This window comes from Mucilaginibacter sp. NFR10, from assembly GCF_900100445.1.
GTDB classification, from domain to species: domain Bacteria; phylum Bacteroidota; class Bacteroidia; order Sphingobacteriales; family Sphingobacteriaceae; genus Mucilaginibacter; species Mucilaginibacter rubeus.
Genome location: NZ_FMTV01000002.1, coordinates 359,403 through 382,468 on the forward strand (window position 1 = coordinate 359,403; position 23,066 = coordinate 382,468).

The 23,066-nt window shown below is 42.4% G+C and carries 17 protein-coding genes; 4 read left to right on the plus strand and 13 right to left on the minus strand.

Annotated elements, in window-relative coordinates:
- Positions 1–86: 86 nt before the first annotated feature.
- Complete coding sequence (argS, locus tag BLP33_RS09430; protein ID WP_090526878.1) at positions 87–2,015, plus strand: arginine--tRNA ligase; 1,929 nt, start codon at positions 87–89, stop codon at positions 2,013–2,015.
- Between the two features lie 112 nt (positions 2,016–2,127).
- Here argS and BLP33_RS09435 read toward each other — a convergent pair whose 3' ends face one another.
- From BLP33_RS09435 to BLP33_RS09460, 6 genes are all read right to left on the minus strand, one after another.
- Positions 2,128–2,418, minus strand: a complete 291-nt coding sequence (locus BLP33_RS09435; protein ID WP_175489978.1) for a YXWGXW repeat-containing protein — start codon at positions 2,416–2,418, stop codon at positions 2,128–2,130.
- A gap of 68 nt (positions 2,419–2,486) precedes the next feature.
- A complete protein-coding gene (locus BLP33_RS09440) occupies positions 2,487–3,377 on the minus strand; it encodes a 3-hydroxybutyryl-CoA dehydrogenase (RefSeq protein ID WP_090526881.1) in 891 nt (296 codons plus the stop codon).
- A 51-nt stretch (positions 3,378–3,428) separates the two neighbouring features.
- A complete protein-coding gene (gene bioD / locus BLP33_RS09445; RefSeq protein ID WP_090526883.1) occupies positions 3,429–4,046 on the minus strand; it encodes a dethiobiotin synthase in 618 nt (205 codons plus the stop codon).
- Positions 4,039–5,172 carry an aminotransferase class I/II-fold pyridoxal phosphate-dependent enzyme gene (locus BLP33_RS09450; RefSeq protein WP_090526885.1) on the minus strand — a complete coding sequence of 378 codons (1,134 nt, stop codon included), beginning with the start codon at positions 5,170–5,172 and terminating at the stop codon, positions 4,039–4,041. Before BLP33_RS09450 ends, bioD begins: the two co-directional genes overlap by 8 nt.
- Positions 5,173–5,237: 65 nt before the next feature.
- Complete coding sequence (locus BLP33_RS09455) at positions 5,238–5,597, minus strand: hypothetical protein (protein ID WP_090526887.1); 360 nt, start codon at positions 5,595–5,597, stop codon at positions 5,238–5,240.
- A gap of 74 nt (positions 5,598–5,671) precedes the next feature.
- Positions 5,672–6,448 carry an XRE family transcriptional regulator gene (locus BLP33_RS09460; RefSeq protein WP_090527624.1) on the minus strand — a complete coding sequence of 259 codons (777 nt, stop codon included), beginning with the start codon at positions 6,446–6,448 and terminating at the stop codon, positions 5,672–5,674.
- An 86-nt stretch (positions 6,449–6,534) separates the two neighbouring features.
- Between BLP33_RS09460 and BLP33_RS09465 the strand changes: the two genes are divergently transcribed.
- A complete protein-coding gene (locus tag BLP33_RS09465) occupies positions 6,535–6,891 on the plus strand; it encodes a GIY-YIG nuclease family protein (protein ID WP_090526890.1) in 357 nt (118 codons plus the stop codon).
- Here BLP33_RS09465 and msrB read toward each other — a convergent pair.
- On the minus strand, positions 6,878–7,357 hold the full coding sequence (msrB, locus tag BLP33_RS09470; RefSeq protein ID WP_090526892.1) for a peptide-methionine (R)-S-oxide reductase MsrB: 480 nt from the start codon (positions 7,355–7,357) through the stop codon (positions 6,878–6,880). The two genes, BLP33_RS09465 and msrB, sit on opposite strands and share 14 nt — an antisense overlap.
- A 122-nt stretch (positions 7,358–7,479) precedes the next feature.
- Complete coding sequence (locus BLP33_RS09475) at positions 7,480–8,040, minus strand: fasciclin domain-containing protein (RefSeq protein WP_090526894.1); 561 nt, start codon at positions 8,038–8,040, stop codon at positions 7,480–7,482.
- A 91-nt stretch (positions 8,041–8,131) separates the two neighbouring features.
- Here BLP33_RS09475 and BLP33_RS09480 point away from each other — a divergent pair, with 91 nt between their 5' ends.
- On the plus strand, positions 8,132–9,160 hold the full coding sequence (locus tag BLP33_RS09480) for a phosphotransferase enzyme family protein (RefSeq protein WP_090526896.1): 1,029 nt from the start codon (positions 8,132–8,134) through the stop codon (positions 9,158–9,160).
- A 49-nt stretch (positions 9,161–9,209) separates the two neighbouring features.
- Here the strand turns inward: BLP33_RS09480 and BLP33_RS09485 are convergent, their stop codons facing one another.
- Positions 9,210–12,425, minus strand: coding sequence for a DPP IV N-terminal domain-containing protein (locus BLP33_RS09485; RefSeq protein WP_090526898.1), 3,216 nt, complete (start codon positions 12,423–12,425; stop codon positions 9,210–9,212).
- A gap of 114 nt (positions 12,426–12,539) precedes the next feature.
- A complete protein-coding gene (locus BLP33_RS09490; RefSeq protein ID WP_090526900.1) occupies positions 12,540–14,870 on the minus strand; it encodes a penicillin-binding protein 1A in 2,331 nt (776 codons plus the stop codon).
- 250 nt (positions 14,871–15,120) lie between these two features.
- Between BLP33_RS09490 and BLP33_RS09495 the strand changes: the two genes are divergently transcribed.
- A complete protein-coding gene (locus BLP33_RS09495; RefSeq protein WP_090527627.1) occupies positions 15,121–15,999 on the plus strand; it encodes a polyphosphate kinase 2 family protein in 879 nt (292 codons plus the stop codon).
- Positions 16,000–16,063: 64 nt separating this feature from the next.
- Here BLP33_RS09495 and BLP33_RS09500 read toward each other — a convergent pair whose 3' ends face one another.
- The 3 genes from BLP33_RS09500 to BLP33_RS09510 all read right to left on the minus strand — a co-directional run bounded on the left by BLP33_RS09500 (position 16,064) and on the right by BLP33_RS09510 (position 23,019).
- Positions 16,064–16,432, minus strand: coding sequence for a magnetosome magnetite crystal formation protein family (locus tag BLP33_RS09500; RefSeq protein WP_090526902.1), 369 nt, complete (start codon positions 16,430–16,432; stop codon positions 16,064–16,066).
- Between the two features lie 107 nt (positions 16,433–16,539).
- On the minus strand, positions 16,540–19,587 hold the full coding sequence (locus BLP33_RS09505) for a GH92 family glycosyl hydrolase (RefSeq protein WP_090526904.1): 3,048 nt from the start codon (positions 19,585–19,587) through the stop codon (positions 16,540–16,542).
- A 294-nt stretch (positions 19,588–19,881) separates the two neighbouring features.
- The gene (locus BLP33_RS09510; RefSeq protein WP_090526907.1) at positions 19,882–23,019 is read right to left on the minus strand and encodes an efflux RND transporter permease subunit; all 3,138 of its coding nucleotides are present in this window, start codon (positions 23,017–23,019) and stop codon (positions 19,882–19,884) included.
- Positions 23,020–23,066: the final 47 nt, after the last annotated feature.

A 23,066-nucleotide genomic window follows, 5' to 3' on the forward strand; every position in this document is an offset into this window, starting at 1 on the left:
GTTGATTCTGTAGGTGCCTCCTAATCTACATGTAAACATCGCCATTTTAGTATTCGCAATCTGCCCATTTTATTTAATTTTGCCGAATGGATTTTATTATAGAAGCAGCCGTAAAAGCAGTTAAACAATTGTACCAAACTGACATTGAACCGGCTGCCGTTAGCATACAGGAAACCCGTAAAGAGTTTGAAGGACAAGTAACCATTGTAACTTTTCCGTTTACCAAATTTTCGCGCAAAGGCCCGGAGCAAACCGGCACCGAAATAGGGGAGTACCTCAAAAACGAATTAAAGGAAGTTGCTTCTTTTAATGTAATCAAAGGCTTTTTGAACCTTTCAATAACCGATGAATATTGGATCGGCCGCTTATATAACAATATTATAGCCGATGACTTCGCGGCAGCAAAACCTAACGGACAAAAGGTGATGGTTGAGTATTCATCGCCCAATACCAATAAACCGCTGCACCTTGGCCATATCCGTAACAACCTGTTGGGTTATTCGGTTGCTGAAATTTTGGCTGCTGATGGTTACGAGGTGATCAAAACCAACCTGGTGAATGATCGTGGGATCCATATCTGTAAATCCATGCTGGCCTGGCAAAAATTCGGTAATGGCGAAACGCCTGAATCTTCGGGCATGAAGGGCGATCACCTGGTAGGCAAATATTATGTGCTTTTTGATAAGGAACTGAGAGAGCAGCTTAAACCGGTTTTGAGCGAAGTTTATGAAAAACATGATCTTTCGGCCTTTAAAGAAAACCAAAAAGCAAAGATTGAAGAATCGTTAGCTACCATAGCTAAGGTAAAAGAAAAAGTTACTCAAACCGACGAAGCAAATCAAAAGCTTATTGGCGAACTGGACGATAAAATTGCCGGCGAAGAAGACAAGATTAAAGAGATAGCCAAAAATGCCACTCCTATCATGATCGAAACCCAGCAGATGCTGCAAAAATGGGAAGCCGGTGATGAAGAGGTAATGAATCTTTGGCGCACCATGAATGGCTGGGTGTACGCCGGTTTTGCTGAAACTTACAAGCAACTGGGTGTTTATTTTGATAAATACTATTACGAATCCAACACTTACCTGTTAGGTAAAGATATTATTGAAGAAGGGCTTACAAAAGGCGTATTCTTTAAAAAAGCGGATAACTCGGTTTGGATAGACCTTACCTCAGAGGGGCTTGACGAAAAGTTGGTACTTCGTGGTGACGGTACTTCAGTTTATATTACCCAGGACATGGGTACCGCACAATTGAAGTACAACGATTATCATATGGATAAGTCCATTTATGTGGTGGGCAACGAGCAGGATTATCATTTTAAGGTGCTGTTCCTGATCTTACAAAAATTAGGTAAAACGGGTGCGGATGGATTGTTCCATCTGTCATATGGTATGGTTGACCTGCCTTCAGGTAAAATGAAATCGCGCGAGGGGACGGTAGTGGATGCCGATGACCTGATGGCCGAGATGGAAACAACCGCTAAAGAGCAAACCGAAGCCATGGGCAAGGTTGACGCGTTTAGCAAGGAAGATAAAGTTGCGTTATATCATACTATTGGTATGGGCGCGCTTAAATACTTTCTGTTAAAAGTTGATCCTAAAAAACGTTTGCTGTTTGACCCTAACGAATCGGTAGATTTTCAGGGGCACACAGGACCATTTATTCAATATACCCACGCCCGGATTAAGTCGGTATTAAGCAGGGCTGATTATCAGGTTGGAATTAAACCGACTGTAACTGAACTGGCAGGCGTTGAACGCGATTTAATTGTACTGCTTGATAAATACCCCGAAACGGTTAAAGAAGCAGCAAAAGGTTATAGCCCGGCAGTAATAGCCAACTATGTATATGAGCTTGCTAAAACATATAACAAGTTCTATCATGAAAAGTCGATCTTACAGGCTGAAGATGAGGATTCAAAACAATTCCGTTTGGCCTTATCGGCATCATCAGCCAAGGTGATCAGCAAAGGGATGAAACTTTTGGGGATTGAAGTGCCTGAGAGGATGTAATTGCCCCCTAACCCCCTGAAAGGGGAACGAGCACGGTTAAAAGAAAAGCCTTTAGCAGAAAAAATTGCTAAAGGCTTTCTGTTTTATAACTCCCTCTTTAGGGGGCCGGGGGCTACCTCCAATACCCCCTTACCCAAACATATCCCCGATTGGTTGGTTGCCAATGTCCCTGAACATATACCCGGTTATATCTTGGCCTTGCATAAAAGCCCTGGCGGTAAACGTAATGGTTACCGCGCCAAACCCATTCGCCGGGTACCCAAACAGCATTAGGGTAGGGAGCTACCGGACGAACATAAACCGGTTCAACCGGGCGTTCGGTTACGTAAGCCTGGCTTGAGCATGATGCAAATAATGAGCCTGTTAGGGCGAGTACTATTCCTAATTTAGCAATGGTTTTCATTTCAGATGTTTTTAGTTGTTCAGTATAATAACTTTTGACAACATCCAACATCGAAAGTTTAACGGCGTTTAGGCTATGAATTTATCGGCCACAACCAAATCTTTGCTGCCCGCGGAGTATTTATAAAATCCACTGCCTGTCTTGGCTCCTAAGTGGCCAGCCGTAACCATATTTACCAGCAGCGGGCATGGGGCATATTTAGGGTTTCCGAAGCCATCATGCAATACCTTCAAAATAGCAAGGCAAACATCCAGCCCAATGAAATCGGCTAATTGCAGCGGCCCCATCGGGTGGGCCATACCCAGTTTCATCACCATATCAATTTCCTGTACGCCAGCAACGCCTTCATATAAGGTATAAATAGCCTCGTTTATCATGGGCATTAAAATGCGGTTGGCTACAAAGCCTGGATAGTCGTTTACCTCAACCGGATCTTTGCCTAATGTACGCGAAAGCTCCATAATGGCTTCGGTAACAGCATTGGTTGTGGCGTACCCTCTGATCACCTCCACCAGTTTCATTACCGGTACAGGATTCATGAAATGCATGCCTATTACATTGCCGGGGTGCCTGGTAACCGAAGCAATTTTAGTAATGGAGATAGATGAGGTATTGGAAGCAAGGATAACTTTATCATTGCAAATTTCGCTGAGCTGTTTAAACAGTTTTAGTTTTATTTCCTGATTTTCGGTAGCAGCTTCAATTACCAGGTCTGCATTTTTAGCTCCTTCAGCCAAATCAGTAAAAACTTGTATGCGGCTTAGGGTTTCGGTTTTACCCTCTTCTGTTATAGTGCCTTTTTTTACCTGCCTCACCAGGTTGTTGCTAATGGTTTGCAGGGCTTTGCTCAATGCATCATCGCTGATATCAACCAATGATACCTTAAATCCATGCTGGGCAAAGGTATGGGCAATGCCGTTGCCCATCGTTCCGGAGCCAATTACGGTAATGTTCTTCATAGTATATGTTTACGAAACCGGCAAAATATCGGTTTATATAAGCTGCCGGTATTACAAGGTAATAAACTTACCGGCCTCTTTAACAGTTTTTTTGTTGATAGTTTTAAATTCAGGAATCTGTCCGAGATCGGCAGCTTCTGAATATTCAAGAATATAACTTTTTGAATAGATATCCTTATCACCGTTAAAAATCACTCCCATAACAGGGATGCCATATTTTTTTAACGCGTGTAAGGAAAGCAGGGTATGGTTAATGCTGCCCAAATAGTGTTTGCTTACCAGTATTACCCGGGCATTAAGCTGTTTAATGAGATCGATGATCAGGAAGTTATCATTCAAAGGTACCATCAAACCACCGGCTCCTTCTATAATTAACTGGTTATCGGTTTTAGGCAGAACGATGTTTTCCAGATCGATAGTCACTTTATCAAGGGCAGCAGATTTATGAGGGGAGAATGGCTGAGTTAAAGCATAGGCCTCCGGGAAAAATTGGGTAACCGGATTTGAGATAAGACTTTTAACTTTCAGCGTATCGCTTTTATCAAGATCGCCCGACTGTATGGGCTTCCAGTAATCTGCGTTTAATTTTTCGGTTAAAATAGCCGAAACCAGGGTTTTACCTATGCCGGTATCAATACCGGAAATAAATATCGGTTGCTTATCAGGCATGTAATAGTATAAATTTGTTAAGCGTTGCAGCAAGCAAAGTTAACTCATTTTCGGTATTAAAACTATGCAGGCAGATCCTGATGCGCTCGGTACCTTGTGCAACCGTAGGGCTTAAAATGGGCCTCACATCAAGATTATTGGTTTGCAGCTGCCTGGCTGCTTCCCGGGCTGTTTCGTTACTTTTGAGCACGATACATTGGATGGAGCTATCGCTGTTTAGCAGTGTATAGGTTTCGCCCGCGTTTACTTTCTGTTTAAATAACCGGATGTTCCTTTTTAGGTTAATGATGGCCTCGTCTGAGTTTTCCAATAGCTGATATGCCATTTTGATCGCCGCAAGCTGATGGAAAGATGCAGCAGTAGTATAAATAAAAGAACGTGAAAAATTGATGAGGTAATTCCGTAGGTTGCTGCTTCCAAGTACTATTGCACCATGACTACCCAAAGCTTTACCAAACGTAATCACACGGGCAAAGATCCTTTGCTGTAAACCAAGTTCACAAACCAACCCTTTAGAATAGAGACCTACAGCATGTGCTTCATCAACAATCAGGGCGGCATTATATTTCTCAGTAAGGTTGAAAATCTCTAAAAGGGGAGGGGTATCTCCATCCATGGAGTAAACGCTTTCAATAACTACATAGCAATTGCCCTTACCTAACTTTAATTTGGCTTCTAAACTTTCCAGGTCATTGTGCCTGAAACTATAGCGATTGGCATAGCTTAACCTTGCGCCGTCGATGATCGAGGCATGTACCAGCTCGTCCAAAATTAGCGTATCACCGCGCTGGGCCAGGGACGAAAGCAAACCCAGGTTAGCATCATAACCCGAATTAAAAAGCAGGCCGGCTTCACTTTGGTGATAAGCAACTATTTGATCCTCCAGATCTTCGGCATATTGTATGTTGCCCGATAGCAGCCTTGAACCGGCGGCTCCATTTAAGCTAAGCGGATGGTTGTTTACCTCGCGAGCGATGCTTTGTTTCAGAACTGCCGATCGGGCAAAGCCGAGGTAATCATTAGAGCAAAAATCAATCAGGCTGCTTTCGGGTTTCAGTTGCCGGTATGTGCCTGCCTGTTGTCTTTCATCTAATCTGCGTTTTAAAAAGTCTTCGGCTGTATTCAATGTGCTTCGTTTTGTGCAAAAATAAAAAAAGCGACCATTGGCCGCTTTTTTCTATTTGATAATATTTACCGGCCGCCGCCGCCCTGGCGCATGCGATCCATTCTTTCCTTCATTGCCTTATCATAAGCAGCAGCCTGCTCTGCTGTTAAAATAGCTTTGATCTTGGTATTGGTTGCTTCCATCATGGGGCGCATTGCCGAGCGCATTGCATCCCTGTCGCCGTTGGCAGCAGTGCGTACGCTGTCCATTTTGGTTGCCTGCTCTTTGTAAATTGCAGTGATCTTAGTTGTTTGATCATCTGTTAATTTAAGCTGGGTTTGCAATTCTTTTGCTCTTTCTTCGGGGCTTCTTCTCATGCCGCCCTGCGCGTAGCTGGCTGCAGAAATTCCTAAAAGGAAGCAGCACATTAACAATAATTTTTTCATAGCTTTTTAATTTAATTTACGTTTTATCAGTATGATAAAGATATATCGTAATAGTTTAAAAAAGCCGATGTAACTTAATTGTTGCCTTGCTGTAAGTTGGATATCGAACGCTGCATCTGGGCCATCATTGCTGTAAGGCTCTCCATGGTTGGCTCCGGTGAGGGCGATGGCAATTGGGTGGAGATATAACCTTTTGCTTTCCACAGTTCCAGTACATCCTCGCCCGATATTTCATAAGGTTCGTAAACCGGGTTGTCAGAAATAAGCTTTAGCTTTTTGTTCTCCTTAAATTTATTGCCAATGCGTTTGTAAACCACGCCGTCATTTTTAGATATTACCACATAAGTTTCGCCGCTTTTTACATCGCCCCAGTTTTCTACATATTCACCTATTATAATAGTGCCTGATACAAGTGGGAGCATGGAGTCGCCTTTGATCTCAAAAGCGCGGTAAGTGCCCTGTTTAAACATAGGCAGGTAAAACTTCGGAAGCTGTGCCACGTATTCAGGATCGGCATAACCATTAAGGTATCCGGCGCTGGCTTTTACGGGCACCATTTCTATATTTTCATTTTCTTCCTTATCAACAGAAATACTCAGGATCCGCAGGTTGGCGGGGTTGCCTTTTGGTTTTGGCTGCCATTTTTCGTTGATGGTTTCGTTGATAAAGTCATCAATAGTAACATCAAAATAGGTTGCTAATGTTTTTAGTAAGTCGTATTTGGGATCGGCCCGGTCTTCTTCGTATGCGCCTACTAATGAACGTTTTATACCTAATTCATCCGCAAATTGCTGTTGCGTTAAACCCTTCTTTTTGCGGAGAAACTTAATATTTTGTGAAATTATTGACATAAAATTTGGATTTGCTAAATTTATTAGTAATTTTATGCTCATAAAGTTAGTAATAATTATCTGTTCACCAAATTTTTTATCATAAAATGAAACGTTTTGTTTATATCATTACCGACAGGAACCGTAAAAATCTGCATGTAGGCTTATGTTCAGACCTGATGAAAACCATCCAGTTTTACAGCGAAATGCCGACTTTGTTTTTCGACAATGCGCAGCAGCTTAACCGTTTGGTTTACTTTGAGGAGATCAATACCGAAGAGCAGGCAATGGAACGTTTTAAAGTGGTGAGCACTTTTACACGCCCGCAAAAAGAAAAAATGATCAGATCTGTTAATGCCGACTGGATAGATTTGACCATTGGGTTAAAATATGAGCAGGGCTTACGTGTAAGGCCGCAGCTACGCCCGTCCTTAAATGTGAACCGCAGGGTTATGGCTTTTTAATAAATTTTAAAGCCCCTGAGTTCATGCAGTACCTTTTGCCGCCGCGGTCGGCAGGTCCGTCATCAAATACGTGGCCAAGGTGTAAGCCTGTACTTTTTTCAATAACTTCATCACGGCTCATGCCGTAGCTGTTATCAGTAATTATTGCTACTTTTTTCGAGTCGACAGGTTTAACAAAACTTGGCCAGCCCGTACCGCTATCAAATTTGTCATCAGAGGTGAATAGCGTATCGCCGGTTGCGGCGCTTACGTAAACACCTTTTTCATGATTGTTCCAATACTCGTTCTGATAGGGAGGCTCGGTGCCGCTTTCAACCATAATATGGTATTGATTGGATGTAAGCGTCTTTTTCCATTCATCGGCAGGTTTGCTCAGTTTACGTTTAGCGTCCTGTCCGTTGGTATTTTGGCATCCAAATGCTATCAGGATACTTAAAGCTATCACTGTTAAGATGAGTGTTTTCATAACCCATTATGTTTTGATGTTATCTTAATTATAGATGCTTCCTTTTCGTTGCCGGAAACTACTATATGCTTTAACTCAAATACGAAATTTTATTATATGGGGATTGTCATTTGGCAGTCTGTTTATATGAGCTTCTTTTTGGGTACCAGTACTTTGTTTACCAGATGTACTATACCGTTGTTTTGTTTAATATCAACCTGACTGATTGTACTTTTACCGCCATTGCCGTCAATCAAAACAATATTACTGTTGCTATCTATTTTAGCGAATAATTTACCACCCGAAAGTGTGGTAAATGTGGCTATGCCTTTTCCTTTATTGATCTTTTTCTGAATGTCTCTTGCCTTTAGCTGTCCTGCAATGGCATGATAAGCTACTAAATCTGTAAGTTCCCAAATATGCGCAGGTTTGGCAAGGGAGTCGAACTTACCGGTAGGCATGTCGCTAAACCCGCCATCAATCGGTACAAATACGGTGATAGGCCCGCGGCTTGTGTAAGTGAGTGCGAGGTTTGTTTTTTGAATGAAAATATAAAATGTATGCGTATTGGGCGCTACAGATATGTTTTTTACAATATCATTGGCAGGAAGCATTGTTGTTGTATTACTGCTTTTGCTGTCGGTTTGGGCCAGCAATAATGCCGGGCAAAATACAATGGATATTAAAAGCAGTAACTTTTTCATAGTGTGTAGGTTATAGGTTAAACATACAAAATATAAATAGGTTTTAAAATGGATAGCCGGGTTGTAGATTATAAGCTACCTTTGTTAACCTATGGAAATCTTCCCTACGCAATACTCAACCTTATCATCAAAAGCACTGAATATAAAACTTCAGGAAAGTTATGGTTTAAGTCATACAACGTGCCGGTTATTGATCCGCAATGTGAGCGACACTTATATTATAGAAAATGCAGCCGAAAAGTACATTTTTAAAATTTACAGGGATGCGCACCGAAAGCTGGAAGAGATCAAAGGCGAGGTAGAGTTATTAACTATCCTATTTCAAAGAGGTGCAAAAGTGTCCCGACCTATCTCTGATAAAAGCGGTGAAATGTTACAGGTATTCAATGCTGCTGAAGGAACCCGGTATGGTGTTTTGTTTGCATGGGCACAAGGTAACGTTGTTTATACTATGAATGATCGGCAGATTGAAACCGTTGGAAGGGAGATGGCTGTGATACATAATATTACATCTGCAATTGAACTTAGCTATCACCGTCATACGTACTCAATAGAAACTGTTATCGTTAATCCACTTAAAATACTTGAGCCTGCATTTGCAGGCCTTGAAGATGACCATGCCTATTTAAAGCAAACTGCCGCTGAAGTAATGGAGAGGTATAATCAATTTGATGAAGGTTTTAGCTATGGCTATTGCCATTTTGATTTTCTTCCGAAAAACTTTCATTTCGATGATGCGGGTGACATAACTTTCTTTGATTTTGATTTCGTAGGTAAAGGTTTGATGGCTTATGATGTTACATCATTTTTTATTCACTATTTTTTAGAGTTTACCTACGGAAAGATCACTGAGCAAGAAGCGCGTGATGCTTTCCGGACTTTTGTTAATAGTTACCGTAAAGTACGGCCCTTATCAAATGAAGAAATAGCCGCCATACCATATTTAGGTTTTGGATTTTGGGTGTTTTATTTTGGCTTTCAGTATGAAAACTTTGATGATTGGTCGAATTTGTTTTGGGGGCCTAAGTTTATGAAAGACCGGGTTGCATTAATTAAGAAGTGGATGGACACGGCCCACAGTTTATTGCCAAAGTTTGATATTGACGCAGAGATAAAATAGAAAAAGCGGCCGGGAAGCCGCTTTTCTTATATCGTAGCAATAATTATTATTACCAACCTGGTGTAAAACCTAAACCAAACAACGGTTTTTTAACATCGCTGCGGTTAAATGGAACAGCCAGGTAAGGCTCTAATATAAAGGCACCAAAAACGTTTATTCGCAGGGAAATACCTGCACTCAATGCAGGTACCCGGCCGTAAATGTTTTGTGTTGTAGTAGTACCATCAGAGTTTATAAAATCCTGCTGACCAATCACCGGAGGATCTTTCTGAAAATAGATATGATCGCCGGCATTCCAGGCCAATCCCGCATCAAAAAACAAGTTAAGATCGGTAAACAGGAATTTGGATTTAATAGCAGCCAATTTTTCGGGGCCGGTAAACGGCAAACGTACCTCAAAGTTAAATACAGCTAAACGGCTGCCTGATAATTGATCGATAGTGAAGCCATTAGTTGTGGCTTTGCCGTTATTATAAAATGTTTGTCCCTCATACCCCCTGATGTAAAAAGGGTAGCCCACAAATAATGGATAAAGCCCTTTATCGTCACCAAAACGACCGGTTGCAAAAAACCTGGCAGCAAAGGTAACCGGTGCTGTACGTACATATTTTCTTACATCAATTGTTGGCGCAAAGAACTTATAGGTGCCAAAATTATAACCGGCTTCCAGCCTGTACCTGAAACCATTCAACGGTGCTGTAACGCCAAAAAATGAGTTGTCACCAATTAGCGCGGTTGAAAGCGTTAAAATGGAATATGATTTTAAATTATAGAAATAGGTTGAACCGTAATTTTGATTAAGGGTTGCAGACTCTTCTTCATTAGGGATTTTTTTCCTGTCGGAGCTGATGTAATTACCAATTCCTATTTGCTGCTTGCCATTTACCATAGCGGTATCAAGCAGGTAATAATCGCTGTAACGGTCAACACGGTAATAGTTGTGTGAAGCTGCTCCGCTCACTTCAAAGCGTGTTGTCCTGGAAATAGGGTATGAGGTGAACACCTTGCCCGCATCCTCAAAATTGCGGATAATGTCAATGTTATCAGAATAAACGGTTTGATTTTTACCGCCCACATTCCTGACCGGGTAGGTGGTTGTATTGAAGCCGAACTGGTAAGGAATGTGAGAAACGCCCACACCAAGGTTCCAGCGGCCGGTTTGGTTTACGTAGGTTACAGCAGCGCCTGAATCATAGATCTGCCCGTTTACCGATGCAGCGGCAAAGATTTGGTTGCGCCCCAATATATCACTGAATACACCCTGGATCCCGCTTGAAAGACTTGTGCCATAGAAGTTACTTACACCAACACCAATGCCGCTGCCTGCAAGGTAATCAAGCTTAAACTTTGAACGGAACGGAATAGCCTTAACCGAATCAGTCGGGATTTTACGGTAGGCTAAAAAGTTGTTCAGGTTAGAGTTGATCAGGTCGACGCCAACAGAGCGGTTTGGCGGCAGAGTGCCTGCTGCAAAGTTAACTTCACCCGGCTGCACAACAACAGGAGTAAAGTCGGACGCTTTGGCGTTATAAATGGAATATTTTTGCGCGCGATAGTAAGAGTAAACCACATCATCGTGATTGGAAATACTTAATGCCGGTGAATATTCTGTAATGCCGGAGATGCCGGTAAACAGGTTGGTCATTTGTTCTATCTGACGCGACGCGATAGTATAGCGGTAAAGGTTACGGAAGCCATCGCGGTTTGACAGGAAGTAGATCTGCTTGCCATCAGCCGAATATTGCGGGTTCAGATTGTTTGCGCCATTGAAGATCTTAATATCGGTTACTTTTCCCGTTGTTAGATCAAGTTCGGCAAGGTTAAAAGGGATATCCTGTTCCAGGCTTTGATCGTACGTAGTCCTGTCGCTTGAAAAGATGATCTTTTTACCATCCGGCGAATAGCTTGGCTGGTAATCAGAAAACTTATCGTTGGTAAGCTGCGTAATCTTTTTGGTATCGAAGTTATAAGAATACAAATCGCTCTGCCCTTCAACCAATCCCTGGAAAACAATATCCTTGCCATTGGGCGACCATGAAACGTTACTGAACTGACCTACCTGCTCCATCGAAATATCGTCAATTACATTGCCGCTTTTCAGGTCAACTACATCAAGCCTGTTACGGCCCTTGCTAAATACGCTAAATGCAAATTTAGTTCCATCCGGCGACCATGCACCCGCCGATTCGATGAAGTTAAACTCATCAATATGGGTATTGGATACCTTACTCGTGAGTTTTCGTAATATGCGCCCTGTTTTAGCATCGGCCAAATAAAGATCAATGCTGAATAAACTTTTGGCTGATAAAAAGGCGACATATTTACCATCGGGACTAACGGACGGGGCAACCACAAGGTCGCCACCGTTTTTACTGTCAACCAGTTTGATGCCTTTAGGTGTTTGAGTGGTATCCTTTAAAAAGGGTTTATAAGTAGCCTCGATAGAGTTTTTCCAAAGTCGGGAGAGGGTGCGATCATCATAACCAAACGTACGCCTGATGCCATACTCTAAACCGTATTTGGCCGCGTTTTTAAAGAAGGGCACTACAACCGTATCACCATAAGTTGAACCTATGAATGACCAGAATGCTTCGCCATAACGATAAGGGAAGTATTTGCTGCTTTCGGTAAGATCGCGAACGGTAGGGATATCATGGTTCAAATACGCGTCACGCATCCACATGGCTGTATAGCTGTCCTTCTTACCTAAGGACAGGTACTCGGCCATACCCTCAATCATCCAAAGCGGAATGTTGTTTATATTTTCATATTCGGACGAATCATGTCCCATCAGCAGGCGATACTGAAACGCATGCACCAGCTCGTGGCCTATTACGTGCCTTGTGGTTTGGTTGGTTTCCATCACCGGCATTACCACACGGTTTTTAAGGCCTTCGGTAACACCGCCGGTGCCAACGCTAATTTCACCATCAATAGCGGTTGTTTGCTGAAAATCGGGATGGTTGGCGTATAGGATTATCGGGTTGGCGTGTTTAAAGGTATCTCTGAAAACTTGTTGGTGCAAGGTATACCAAAGCTCACTTTCCTGGGCAAAGCGTTTTACCATACTATCGTTTTTCAGGTAATAGTAAATCTCGAAGTGAGGGGTTTTATAAACGTTAAACTTAAGGTTTTTGTACCTTACCTTGTTTTGGCCAAAATATTGTGCCCTGGCATTGATGCTTATCAACAGCGAGCCAACAAAACAAATGAATATAATGGTGTGCTTTTTAACTCTATTGAAAAGTGAGTAAACTTTATTCATATATTATTTAACTAAATAGATATGGCTAATTTAATAAAATAAGGTTGTTCTTAGTTCAAAAAACAACCTTATTCATTTTCTCTTCACAGTATGGAAAAAAACGCCTGTATCCGTTTACCGTTGGTTATTAGGCGGTGTGCTTTCCGGGTTTTCCGGATTGTTTTCCTGTACAGGTGTTACGCCTGTTGTATCAATAGGGTTGCTTATGCTATCAGTTGAAGTTGTATCTTCTTCAATATGCGGCGATGGGCAATTATAAGTTTTGGTGATCTTGGTCCATGGTTTGGGGAATGGTCCGTAAGTATAACCTAACGACTGATCGGCATATACTTTTTCCATAAACCTGCCGAAGATAGGCAACGCCGTATGTGAGCCTTCGCCGGTTTCGGATGTGGTAAAGTGTACTGAACGGTCATCAGCACCAACCCAAATGCCTGTTACCAGATCTTTGGTGATACCCATATACCAGCCATCCACATAATCGGATGATGTACCGGTTTTGCCGCCTATCTGGTTGTCTTTTTTCCAAAGGCCGTTGTATTCCCAAAGCGCCTGTGAGGTTCCGCCAGGTTCTTCCATCCCCCCGCGGAACATGTAAAGCATCAGCCAGGCAGTTTCTTCACTTAAGACTTTCTCGGTTTTAAGCTTAAACTCCTGTATCACATTGCCTTGCTGATCAGTGATTTTAGTGACCAGTAACGGATCCAATTTTTCACCCTTGTTAAGAAAGGTGCTATAAGCCCTAACCATTTCATAAACCGAAACATCATTTGAACCCAATGATACCGATGGAACGGACTTTAAAGGGCTTTCGATGCCGCAGCGGTGAGCATATTCCACAATTTTATCCCAGCCCACTTTTTCGGTTAGTTGTGCCGTAATGGAATTTACAGATTTACCCATAGCCCAGCGCAGTGACATTTCACGATAGGAGAAATGGAAGTCGGCATTGTTAGGCTCCCAAACTTTGTCCTCGCCATTGTCTTTGTACTTGATGGATACCGGCTTGTCGGTAAACTTATCGCAAGGGGTAAAGCCATTATCAAGCGCTGTTAAATAGGCAAATGGCTTAAAGGTGGAGCCTGCCTGTCTGCGGCTTTGGTTTACGTGATCGTAATTAAAGAAACGATGATCGATACCACCAATCCAAACTTTTATTTTACCGGTTGATGGCTCCAGTGTCATCATGCCGGTGTTCAGGATCTTAGCGTAATATTTTATAGAATCTATAGTAGAAAAAGTAGTGTCCTGTTCTCCATGCCAGGTAAACACGGTCATCCGTTTTTTCGTTTTAAAGTAATCCTGGATCTTAATCGTATCACCGCCGTATTTTTTTTCAAGTAGCTTGTAAATAGGGAGCCTTTGTTCGTTTTTGAGGATGAAATCTTTGATCTCAACGCCTTTTGAATCGCGCCACGGATTTTTGTTCCCCCAAAGGTTATAGAAGCGTTTTTGCAGCATCTTCATTTTTTCGGTAACAGCTTCTTCGGCATATTGCTGCATTTTTGAATCGATGGTAGTATAGATCTTCAGGCCATCTTCATAAAGGTTGTAATCATTTTCCTTACACCATTTATCCAGCCATTTCTCAACGGCGCGGCGCAGGTATGAATCGCCGTGGGAGTCGTCTTCAACATAACTCAGGTCGAGCCCGAGTGGCAATGCGACGTTACTTTTATACTGGTCGGCAGTGAGGAACTTATATTTTTCCATTTGTCCCAATACAGTATTGCGCCTTTCGGTAGCGCGCTGCGGATTTTTAATGGGGTTGTAGCTCGATGTGGCTTTCAGCATGCCGATAAGTAAGGCTGATTCGGCAGGGTTTAAGGTGCCGGGCTGCTTATTAAAATATTTTAACGATGCTGTTTTAATACCGTATGAATTGTTGCCAAAGGGCACGGTATTGAAGTACAGCGTCAATATTTGCTGCTTGCTGTAAACGTGCTCAATTTTAAAAGCGGTAAGCCATTCCTTGCATTTATAAACAATGGTGCGCAGTACCGGGATATGCTTAATGACGCCCTGCGATTTCTTTTTACGTGTTTCAAAAAGGTTTTTGGCTAACTGCTGGGTTATGGTACTGCCGCCGCGGCGGTCGCCTTTGGCTGTTGAGAGTACACTGGTAAAAAAGGAGTAAAAATCTACGCCGCCGTGACTGTAAAACCGTACATCCTCAGTTGCCACAAGGGCGTTTATGAGGTTGGGGGAGATCTCTTTAAATTCAATTGGTGAGCGGTTCTCCTTGTAATATTGGCCTATTAGCTTTCCATCGGCAGTGTAAACTTCTGATCCCACCGAAAGTACGGGGCTTTTAATATCCTGCATGTCAGGTGAGTATCCGAAAAGCCAAAGGAAGTTAAGCTCAATAGAACAAAAGAATATAATTACGAAGTAAATGAATATGACAAAATATCTCAGAAATCGGTTGCGTATACGTCTGAACATTGGGTAAAAATGTAAAATTATGACACTATATCATAGTGCAGTTTAACAAATATAAACAACGTAAAATAGACAGGTAAATTTTAGGTTAACACTGGCATAATACATATTTATATTGTGCAAAGTACACAATAAATAAATCAAAAGCTGTTTGGATATAAAAAATAGCCTGTTGAAGGTTGCCGCGTGTATTTGAAATCAAGTTGCTAAAACTTTAATGTTGTTTTTGTACTTTGTATGGATATCTATTTATATGAAAAGTTTAACAGAGCAATTTAAAGTACCAAGTAATAGCAAATTTTCACTGAATGATCATGATCCTGCATTTAGTGATGGTTACGAAAAAGAAGATGCCGGGTCTGTTTTGGATGAACTGATAGCTGAAACTTCTAAATTGGAGGCACAACTTTATGCCTCAAATAGTTATTCATTGCTTATTATTTTTCAAGCGATGGATGCTGCCGGAAAAGACAGCGCTATAGCGCACGCCATGTCGGGCATAAACCCGCAGGGGTGCCAGGTTTATAGCTTTAAACAACCCAGTTCAGAAGACTATGATCACGACTTTTTGTGGCGGCATTACAAAGCCCTGCCCGAAAGAGGGCGTATTGGTATCCATAACAGGTCGCACTATGAAAATGTACTTGTCGTTAAAGTCCATCCCGAACTTGTTTTAAAAGAAAATAACCCGGCCATAAAACAAGTTGAAGATATTGATAAACAGTTTTGGGAACAACGGTATGAGAGCATCCGCAATTTTGAAAAGCATATCTGTAACAGCGGTACTGTTGTGATCAAATTTTTCCTTAATGTTTCAAAGCAGGAGCAAAAAAAGCGGTTTTTAAAGCGAATAGATAACCCCAAAAAAAATTGGAAGTTCCAGGCCAGCGATATTGCGGAACGGGAGCATTGGGATGAGTATATGAAAGCTTATGAAAAAGCCATTAACGAAACCGCTACAGATGATTGCCCCTGGTATGTTATCCCGGCTGATAAGAAATGGTTTACGCGCATCGCGATATCAACTATAATCAGAGATACCTTGAAAAAGTTGAAGCTGGAATTCCCTGTTTTGCCTAAAAACGAAATGGAAAAACTACAGGAGGCTAAACATTTGTTAGAAAAGCAATAACGGAAATATTAAGACTTACGAAATTTTCAAAACTTCGTAAGTCTTAGACTGCGCTGTGAAAATCTTAAATGCCCGAAAACATATTTTGTGCGGGCTCTCCAATGAGCGGCATCGGTTTTCTTTCGCCATTAACAGCACCAATTAAGCCGATAACCCATATGATCAGTAAGCCTAAACGTATAATCCAAAGGATTGACGCACCTATGAATATTCCTGATGTTACAAAGGCCATGCCTATAATAAAACCGGCAAGCCATGAAATTACGATTGAAACGAGATGAAACAATAATGTTTGTCTCATCTGGTAGGCAGCCAGCGGTGTTTTATTATTAGTGTACAATGCAAAGTAGGCAATAAGCCATCCAATAAGCGTAAAATAACTGATGATGCCGGCGGTCTTACCGTCGTCAGAGGTAGGTTTGTAATTTTCCATGTGTGGTAAAGTTTTTTGTATAAAGCTAACCGTTTAAAAATGAAATAGTTTTATTCATTTTTAAATGATATCTCATAGCAGACTTTATTTATCCGCACATCAAATCATTACTCTATTGTTATTTCATCGGCAAAAATGTAGGATTGATTGCCTTTGTTCTCATGCCAGTCGGGTAGCGGGCCGTATTGCTTGGCTATCAGTTTAATATAGCGGGCACTGGTGTTTAACGGCGCGGTAAATTCCTGCGTTTGCACGTTGGTATCTTTAATATCAACTTTGGTGTTAATGGTGGTCGCCAGTTTGTAAGTTTTGCCATCATTTGATGTCCAGAACTGTACATATTTAGGGAACACAATCCAGGCGCGGCTATCCTGCAAGGTACTGACGCTGATTTGTTTGATGGGTTTAACGGCGCTCATATCAACAATGGCTATAAAATCCTTTCCCTGGTAACCCTGCCAATTGCCTAAACGCCAGTTGATAGTGCCGTGCTGTCCATCAATTAATGTCTCATCGCCTTTTGCTGCGTAATTAGGCAGGTATTTATTCAGTATAGTTAGCTTAATATCGTTGCGGAGTTTGATGAAACTTGCCTCATCAACAAAGCTGCTTTTGCCCTCCTTTATCGCGATAGCTTTTACCGTGATATTATCGCTAATAGTAATTGGCTGTGTATAAGGCGTTGACGATGCAGTAGGAGCAGAGCCATCGAGTGTGTAATAGATTTTTGCATCGGTATCCTGATCTTTGATCTGGATGCTGAACGGCTGCTTGAATGACCTGGCGGGCGATATAATGTAAGGATTAGGTACGATAAGGTTATCAGTAACCTTTGAAACTGGTTTTTCCAGATCCTGGGTAAAGATCTTATTAGCCAGCCTGCCGGTAAACACTTCAAAATCCCCGCCTTTGGTAATATCATCGTAGTTGATAAAAAGCTTACTGTACACCTTTTTATCAAGGTTCATGCCCTGCAGATAGATATTGCTGCGGGTAATGCCGGCGCCGGGGTTAATAATGCTGAATTTTTTGCCGTTCTCCAAATTGATCACTGCCTTATCAAACTGCGGGATCCCAATCTGAAAACCCTGCTGGCCGGGGGCAATATTGTAAATTCCTAAAGAACTCATCACATACCAGGCTGACATTTGCCCGCAATCCTCATTACCGGCTAAACCATCAGGTTTGTTGCTGTATTCTTCCCGCAAAATACGGCTCACATAAAACTGGGTTTTATCCGGCGAGTCGGTAAAATTATATAAGTACGCCATGTGATGACTTGGTTCGTTGCCATGGGCGTATTGGCCTATCAATCCGCTTACATCGGGAATGTCACTGCCGCTAAGTTTTGATTGTGTGCTAAACAATTCATTGAGCTTATTTTCAAATGCCTGTTTGCCGCCCATTTTATCAATCAGGGTTCCTACATCGTGGGGTACCAGGAACGAATACTGCCAGGAGTTGCCCTCGGTATAATTGCCGTTGATCTCTGCAGGATCGAAAGGCTCCAGCCAGCCGCCGTTGGCACGGGCTTGCATAAAAGTATTCTGGTTGTTGAAGACGTTTTTCCAGTATTGTGCCCGCTGAATGTATTGGGTATAATCGTCGGTTTTATTGAGCATTTTTGCCATCTGGGCTATACACCAATCGTCATAAGCATACTCCAATGTTTTAGACACAGACGCATCTTCTTCGTCTGATTGAACAGCTCCGTTTTGGCGATAATTATCCAGCCCAAACTGGTTACGGTTTACGGCGGCTTTCATGGCGGTGAAAGCTTTCTCGGCATCAAAATCACGAATGCCCTTCGCGTAAGCATCCACTATAACCGGGATAGAATGATTGCCGATCATGCAATAAGTTTCGGTACTCGCAAGCGGCCATATCGGTAATAAGCCGCCCTGATCATACATCGCCATAAAACTCTTGATAAAATCGAGCGTGCGCTTGCGGTCTATCAGCGTAAGCAGCGGGTTCTCGGCCCGGTAGGTGTCCCATAAGGAAAACACGGTATAATAGTCAAATCCCTGAGCTGTATGTACCTGTTGGTCCATGCAACGGTATTGCCCATCCACATCACTGTAAATATTGGGAGCAACCATGCTGTGGTATAAGGCGGTATAAAATATGGTTTGTTTGATTTTAGCATAATCGGGCTGCACTACTTTTTTAGCAGGGGGAGCATAACTGTATGGACTTGTTCCGCCTACGGGTTGGGTTTGGGTTGCCGGGGCCGGTGCGCCGCCCTCTACCTGAATCTTATTCAATTCATGGTTCCAGGCTATTTTGGCTTCTTTCTGAACTTTTTTAAAGTCGAAATCAGGTATTTCTGCATCCAGGTTTTTTAAAGCACCTTCGGTGCTTACCGAGGAGATACCCACCTTACTGATCACTTCGCCGGGATTATCAAACTGCAAAAACAACTTTATATTCTTGCCCTGTGCTTTGCTTTGGCCATTTTGTACCTCGTTATTTACAGCAATACCGTAAGTTTTAAAAGGCTTTGAAAACTTAGCGTAAAAATATATCTGCTGTTTGTCGGCCCATGATTTCGACATACGGAAACCACGTACTTCATGATCATTTACTACTTCTATCCATGAATCCAAAACCTCATCGCGGTGCTGCAAATCGATAATAATATTTGCCTTATCGGTTGATGGGTAAGTGTAGCGATGCATACCTACACGGGTAGTTGCAGTTAGCTCAACGCCAATATTATATTTATCGAGCAGTGTTTTATAATAACCCGGTGTTGCACTCTCATTCTTTTTGCTGAAGTGCGACCGATAATCGGTGTTTTTAAATTTAGGATCGCCGGTGGTTGGCATAAACAATACATCACAGTAATCAGGGACACCGGTACCGCTCAGGTGCGTGTGCGAGAAACCATATACCAGGCTATCGGTATAATGATAACCGGAACAGCCATCCCAACCCTCCAACCGGGTATCCGGACTAAGCTGTACCATGCCGAAAGGCCTCACTGCACCGGGATAAGTATGCCCATGTCCCCCAGTACCTATAAATGGATCAACCAGCTGGGCGTAGTCTTTTTCCTTCTCTTTTTTCTTTTGTGCCGATGATAAAAAAGGCAGAACAAGCAACAGGGTGACCGGCAAAGCAGAGCGGAATACGGGTTTGATCAATGACATATTATTTAAAACCAATTATATGATTTGAGTGTGCACAAATTACACTAATTACCACGAATATTTACTAACAGGAACGGTCACTATTTATTACCTGATTGAACGCAATAAATAATAACCGTGTGAAGCATGCATAGCCCCGAAACGTCATTGCGAGGAACGAAGCAATCCCAAACTATGCAGAGCGGCTCTGTAAGTAGGGGATTGCTTCGTTCCTCGCAATGACGACTTGTTAAATTTTATTAGAATAACTAATTCGTGAAATTCGATTTAATTCGAAATAATTAGTATTCAGTTTTATCCTTTTATCATACCTACTTTTTTCAGTAGCTTACGGTTTTCACGAAGGTGTATTAAACGGTACACGATTGCGTAAATAATAGGTAATATCAATAAGGTTAGTATGGTAGATGTCACAAGCCCACCTATAACTACTATAGCCAGCGGTTTCTGAGTTTCCGAACCAATACCGGTTGAGATAGCTGCCGGCATTAAACCAATGGCAGCCATCAGCGCGGTCATCACTACCGGGCGCACACGTGATATCACGCCTTGCATAATGGCCTCATCAAGGTGCATTTTTTCTTCAATGTTTTTCTTAAACACTGAGATCAGGATCACACCATTCTGAATACATACGCCAAACAAGGCAATGAAACCGATACCAGCTGATATACTAAAATTTGTATTAGTAATATGTAATGCTAAAATACCGCCTATCAACGCAAAAGGCACGTTCAGGATAACCAACACTGCATCTTTAGCGTTACCGAAGGTGATGAACAGGATCAGGAATATCACCAGTAAACATACAGGCACTACGTGCGCTAATGTATTTGATGCCCTGATCTGGTTTTCAAACTCACCGTTCCAGGTAAATGAATATCCCTGGTCAAGTTTTACAGCGGCGCCTACTTTTTCCTGCGCTTCGGCTATGGTGCTACCTAAGTCGCGGCCACGCACCGAGAATTTCACAGCGATGTAACGCATGTTATTGTCCCGGTAAATAAATGCGGGGCCAGTTAGTGTGGTGATCTTAGAAATCTCTTTAATCGCAATTTTTGAACCGTTTAATGTAGGTACCATCAGGTTCTCAATTTTGCTTTGAGTATCCCTGAATTGTTTTTGATAACGGATCCGGATATCAAATTTACGTTCGCCTTCATAAAGCTGCGAGGCGGCTTTACCGCCTATCGCCATCTCAATAACCGAGTTGGCATCGGCAGTAGACACACCGTAAAGCGCCATCTTGCGCTGGTCAAGCTCAATACGAAACTCCGGCTGACCAAGGTTGCGTAAAATACCAAGGTCTTCAACACCATGGATCTTCTTGAGCACGGCCATTACCGAGTCGGCCTTCTGATCAAGCACCTGGAAATCGGGCCCGAATATTTTTACCGCCATAGATGCAGGTACACCGGCAACAGCCTCAGCTACGTTATCGATAATAGGCTGCGAATAGTTAAATACAATACCCGGAAACTGGCTTAATTTCTTGTCCATTTCGGCTATCAGCTCTTCCTGGCTGATGCTTCGTTTCCATTCCTTTTTAGGCAGAAGGTCAACCTGGATCTGAACGTTAAAGAAACCTTTCGGGTCGGTACCGTCGTTGGTACGGCCCACTTGCGATAGGGTTTGCTTCACCTCGGGGAAGGTTGACAGGATCTGCCTCATTTTATCAGTTACCTTAACCGAACTTTCCAGCGAGGTACTCATTGGCAGCTGCGCGGTTACCCACAGGGCGCCCTCGTTAAGCTGCGGAAGGAATTCCGAACCTAAAAACTTAGCCGAAAAGAAGGTAACCGACATAAAGGCTATTGCTACAATGAGACTCAGTTTTTGGTTACGGTAAGTGTAGCTGAACATACGGCGGATACCGTTTTCAAAGAATATCACTACCGGGTTATGCTTCTCCCTTACATTTTTGTTAAGTAAGATACTTGACAAAGCTGGTACCAGGGTAAGGGTCAAGATCAACGCGCCAAGCAAAGCAAAACCCAAAGTGTAAGCCAGCGGAGAGAACATTTTACCTTCAACCTTTTGGAAAGCGAAAATTGGTACCAAACAGGTAAGGATGATAAGCTTGGAGAAGAAAATAGCTTTACCCATCTCGGCTCCGACATTTTTGAATAGGCCAAGTTTAGCCAACCCGTTGAATTTTTGCATCCCTACTTCCTTAGCCCGGTGATCAAGCGCCACGAAGATACCCTCAACCATTACCACCGCGCCATCTATAATGATACCAAAATCGACTGCACCCATAGAGAGCAGGTTGGCGCTCATTCCCTTTAATCGTAGACAGATGAAAGCAAACAATAATGCCAGCGGTATAATGATAGCAACAATGAGCGTTGTGCGCCAATCGGCCATAAACAGGAATACGATAACGGTTACCAGGATAATACCCTCGCATAAATTATGGATCACCGTTTCGGTACAAAAATCCATCAGGTTGGTACGATCATAAAAGGTGGAGATCTTTACATCGGCAGGTAACACGCTTTTGTTGAGGTCGACAACTTTCTGATTAATGAGCTTTAATACCTCGGCAGGGTTTTCACCTTTACGCATTACCACAATACCTTCAATAACGTCGTTGTTTTTATCCCGGCCCACCTGGCCTAAACGCGGTAAACCACCCTCTTTAATCTCGGCAATATCACGGGCCAGGATAGGAACGTTATTAACGTTTTTGATAATAATATTCTGAATTTCTTCGATATTATTGATTAAGCCAATACCACGCACTACATAAGCCTGGTCGTTTTTTTCGATGATATCACCACCTACGTTAATGTTACTGCGATTAAGGGCCGTGTAAACATCAAGCGAAGTAAGACCGTATTTTTGTAACAGCGACGGGTTTACACTCACTTCATAAGTTTTTTCCTCGCCACCAAAACTGTTCACGTCAGCTACGCCGGGGATTGATTTAAACTGGCGGTCAAGCACCCAATCCTGTATGGCGGTAAGGTCATGCAAAGATTTGGTGTGGCTTTTTAGGGTGTAGCGGAAAATTTCACCTGTTGGGCCGTATGGCGGTTCAACCTCGGGTTTAACACCATCGGGCAAATCAGCGTTGCCCAAGCGGCTTAATACCTGTTGGCGGGCAAACGCATCATCAACATCATCATCAAAAATAATGCGGATGTATGATAAACCGAAAGATGATGTGGTACGGAGGTTAGCCTTTTTTTGCACCGAGTTTAAAACGGTTTCCATTGGTATGGTAACCATTTTTTCCATTTCTTCGGCACTGCGCCCCGGCCATTGGGCTATAATTATGATCTGTGTATTGGTAACGTCGGGAAAAGTCTCGATAGGGGTGTTGGTGTAACTCCACACACCCAATGCTACCAATACAAGTGTCATAAAAAACACAAAGTAACGGTGCCTGAGCGAGAAGTATATTATATTTTTGATGAACTTGTTCATTGTAGTCTTTGTATTTTAAAAACGTAAATGCCCTGGTTAAAACCTGG

Coding starts and splice junctions, on each gene's coding strand:
- argS (WP_090526878.1), top strand. CDS start 87: ATGGATTTTATTATAGAAGCAGCCGTAAAAGCAGTTAAACAATTGTAC.
- BLP33_RS09435 (WP_175489978.1), bottom strand. CDS start 2,418: ATGAAAACCATTGCTAAATTAGGAATAGTACTCGCCCTAACAGGCTCA.
- BLP33_RS09440 (WP_090526881.1), bottom strand. CDS start 3,377: ATGAAGAACATTACCGTAATTGGCTCCGGAACGATGGGCAACGGCATT.
- bioD (WP_090526883.1), bottom strand. CDS start 4,046: ATGCCTGATAAGCAACCGATATTTATTTCCGGTATTGATACCGGCATA.
- BLP33_RS09455 (WP_090526887.1), bottom strand. CDS start 5,597: ATGAAAAAATTATTGTTAATGTGCTGCTTCCTTTTAGGAATTTCTGCA.
- BLP33_RS09460 (WP_090527624.1), bottom strand. CDS start 6,448: ATGTCAATAATTTCACAAAATATTAAGTTTCTCCGCAAAAAGAAGGGT.
- BLP33_RS09465 (WP_090526890.1), top strand. CDS start 6,535: ATGAAACGTTTTGTTTATATCATTACCGACAGGAACCGTAAAAATCTG.
- msrB (WP_090526892.1), bottom strand. CDS start 7,357: ATGAAAACACTCATCTTAACAGTGATAGCTTTAAGTATCCTGATAGCA.
- BLP33_RS09475 (WP_090526894.1), bottom strand. CDS start 8,040: ATGAAAAAGTTACTGCTTTTAATATCCATTGTATTTTGCCCGGCATTA.
- BLP33_RS09480 (WP_090526896.1), top strand. CDS start 8,132: ATGGAAATCTTCCCTACGCAATACTCAACCTTATCATCAAAAGCACTG.
- BLP33_RS09485 (WP_090526898.1), bottom strand. CDS start 12,425: ATGAATAAAGTTTACTCACTTTTCAATAGAGTTAAAAAGCACACCATT.
- BLP33_RS09490 (WP_090526900.1), bottom strand. CDS start 14,870: ATGTTCAGACGTATACGCAACCGATTTCTGAGATATTTTGTCATATTC.
- BLP33_RS09495 (WP_090527627.1), top strand. CDS start 15,121: ATGAAAAGTTTAACAGAGCAATTTAAAGTACCAAGTAATAGCAAATTT.
- BLP33_RS09500 (WP_090526902.1), bottom strand. CDS start 16,432: ATGGAAAATTACAAACCTACCTCTGACGACGGTAAGACCGCCGGCATC.
- BLP33_RS09505 (WP_090526904.1), bottom strand. CDS start 19,587: ATGTCATTGATCAAACCCGTATTCCGCTCTGCTTTGCCGGTCACCCTG.
- BLP33_RS09510 (WP_090526907.1), bottom strand. CDS start 23,019: ATGAACAAGTTCATCAAAAATATAATATACTTCTCGCTCAGGCACCGT.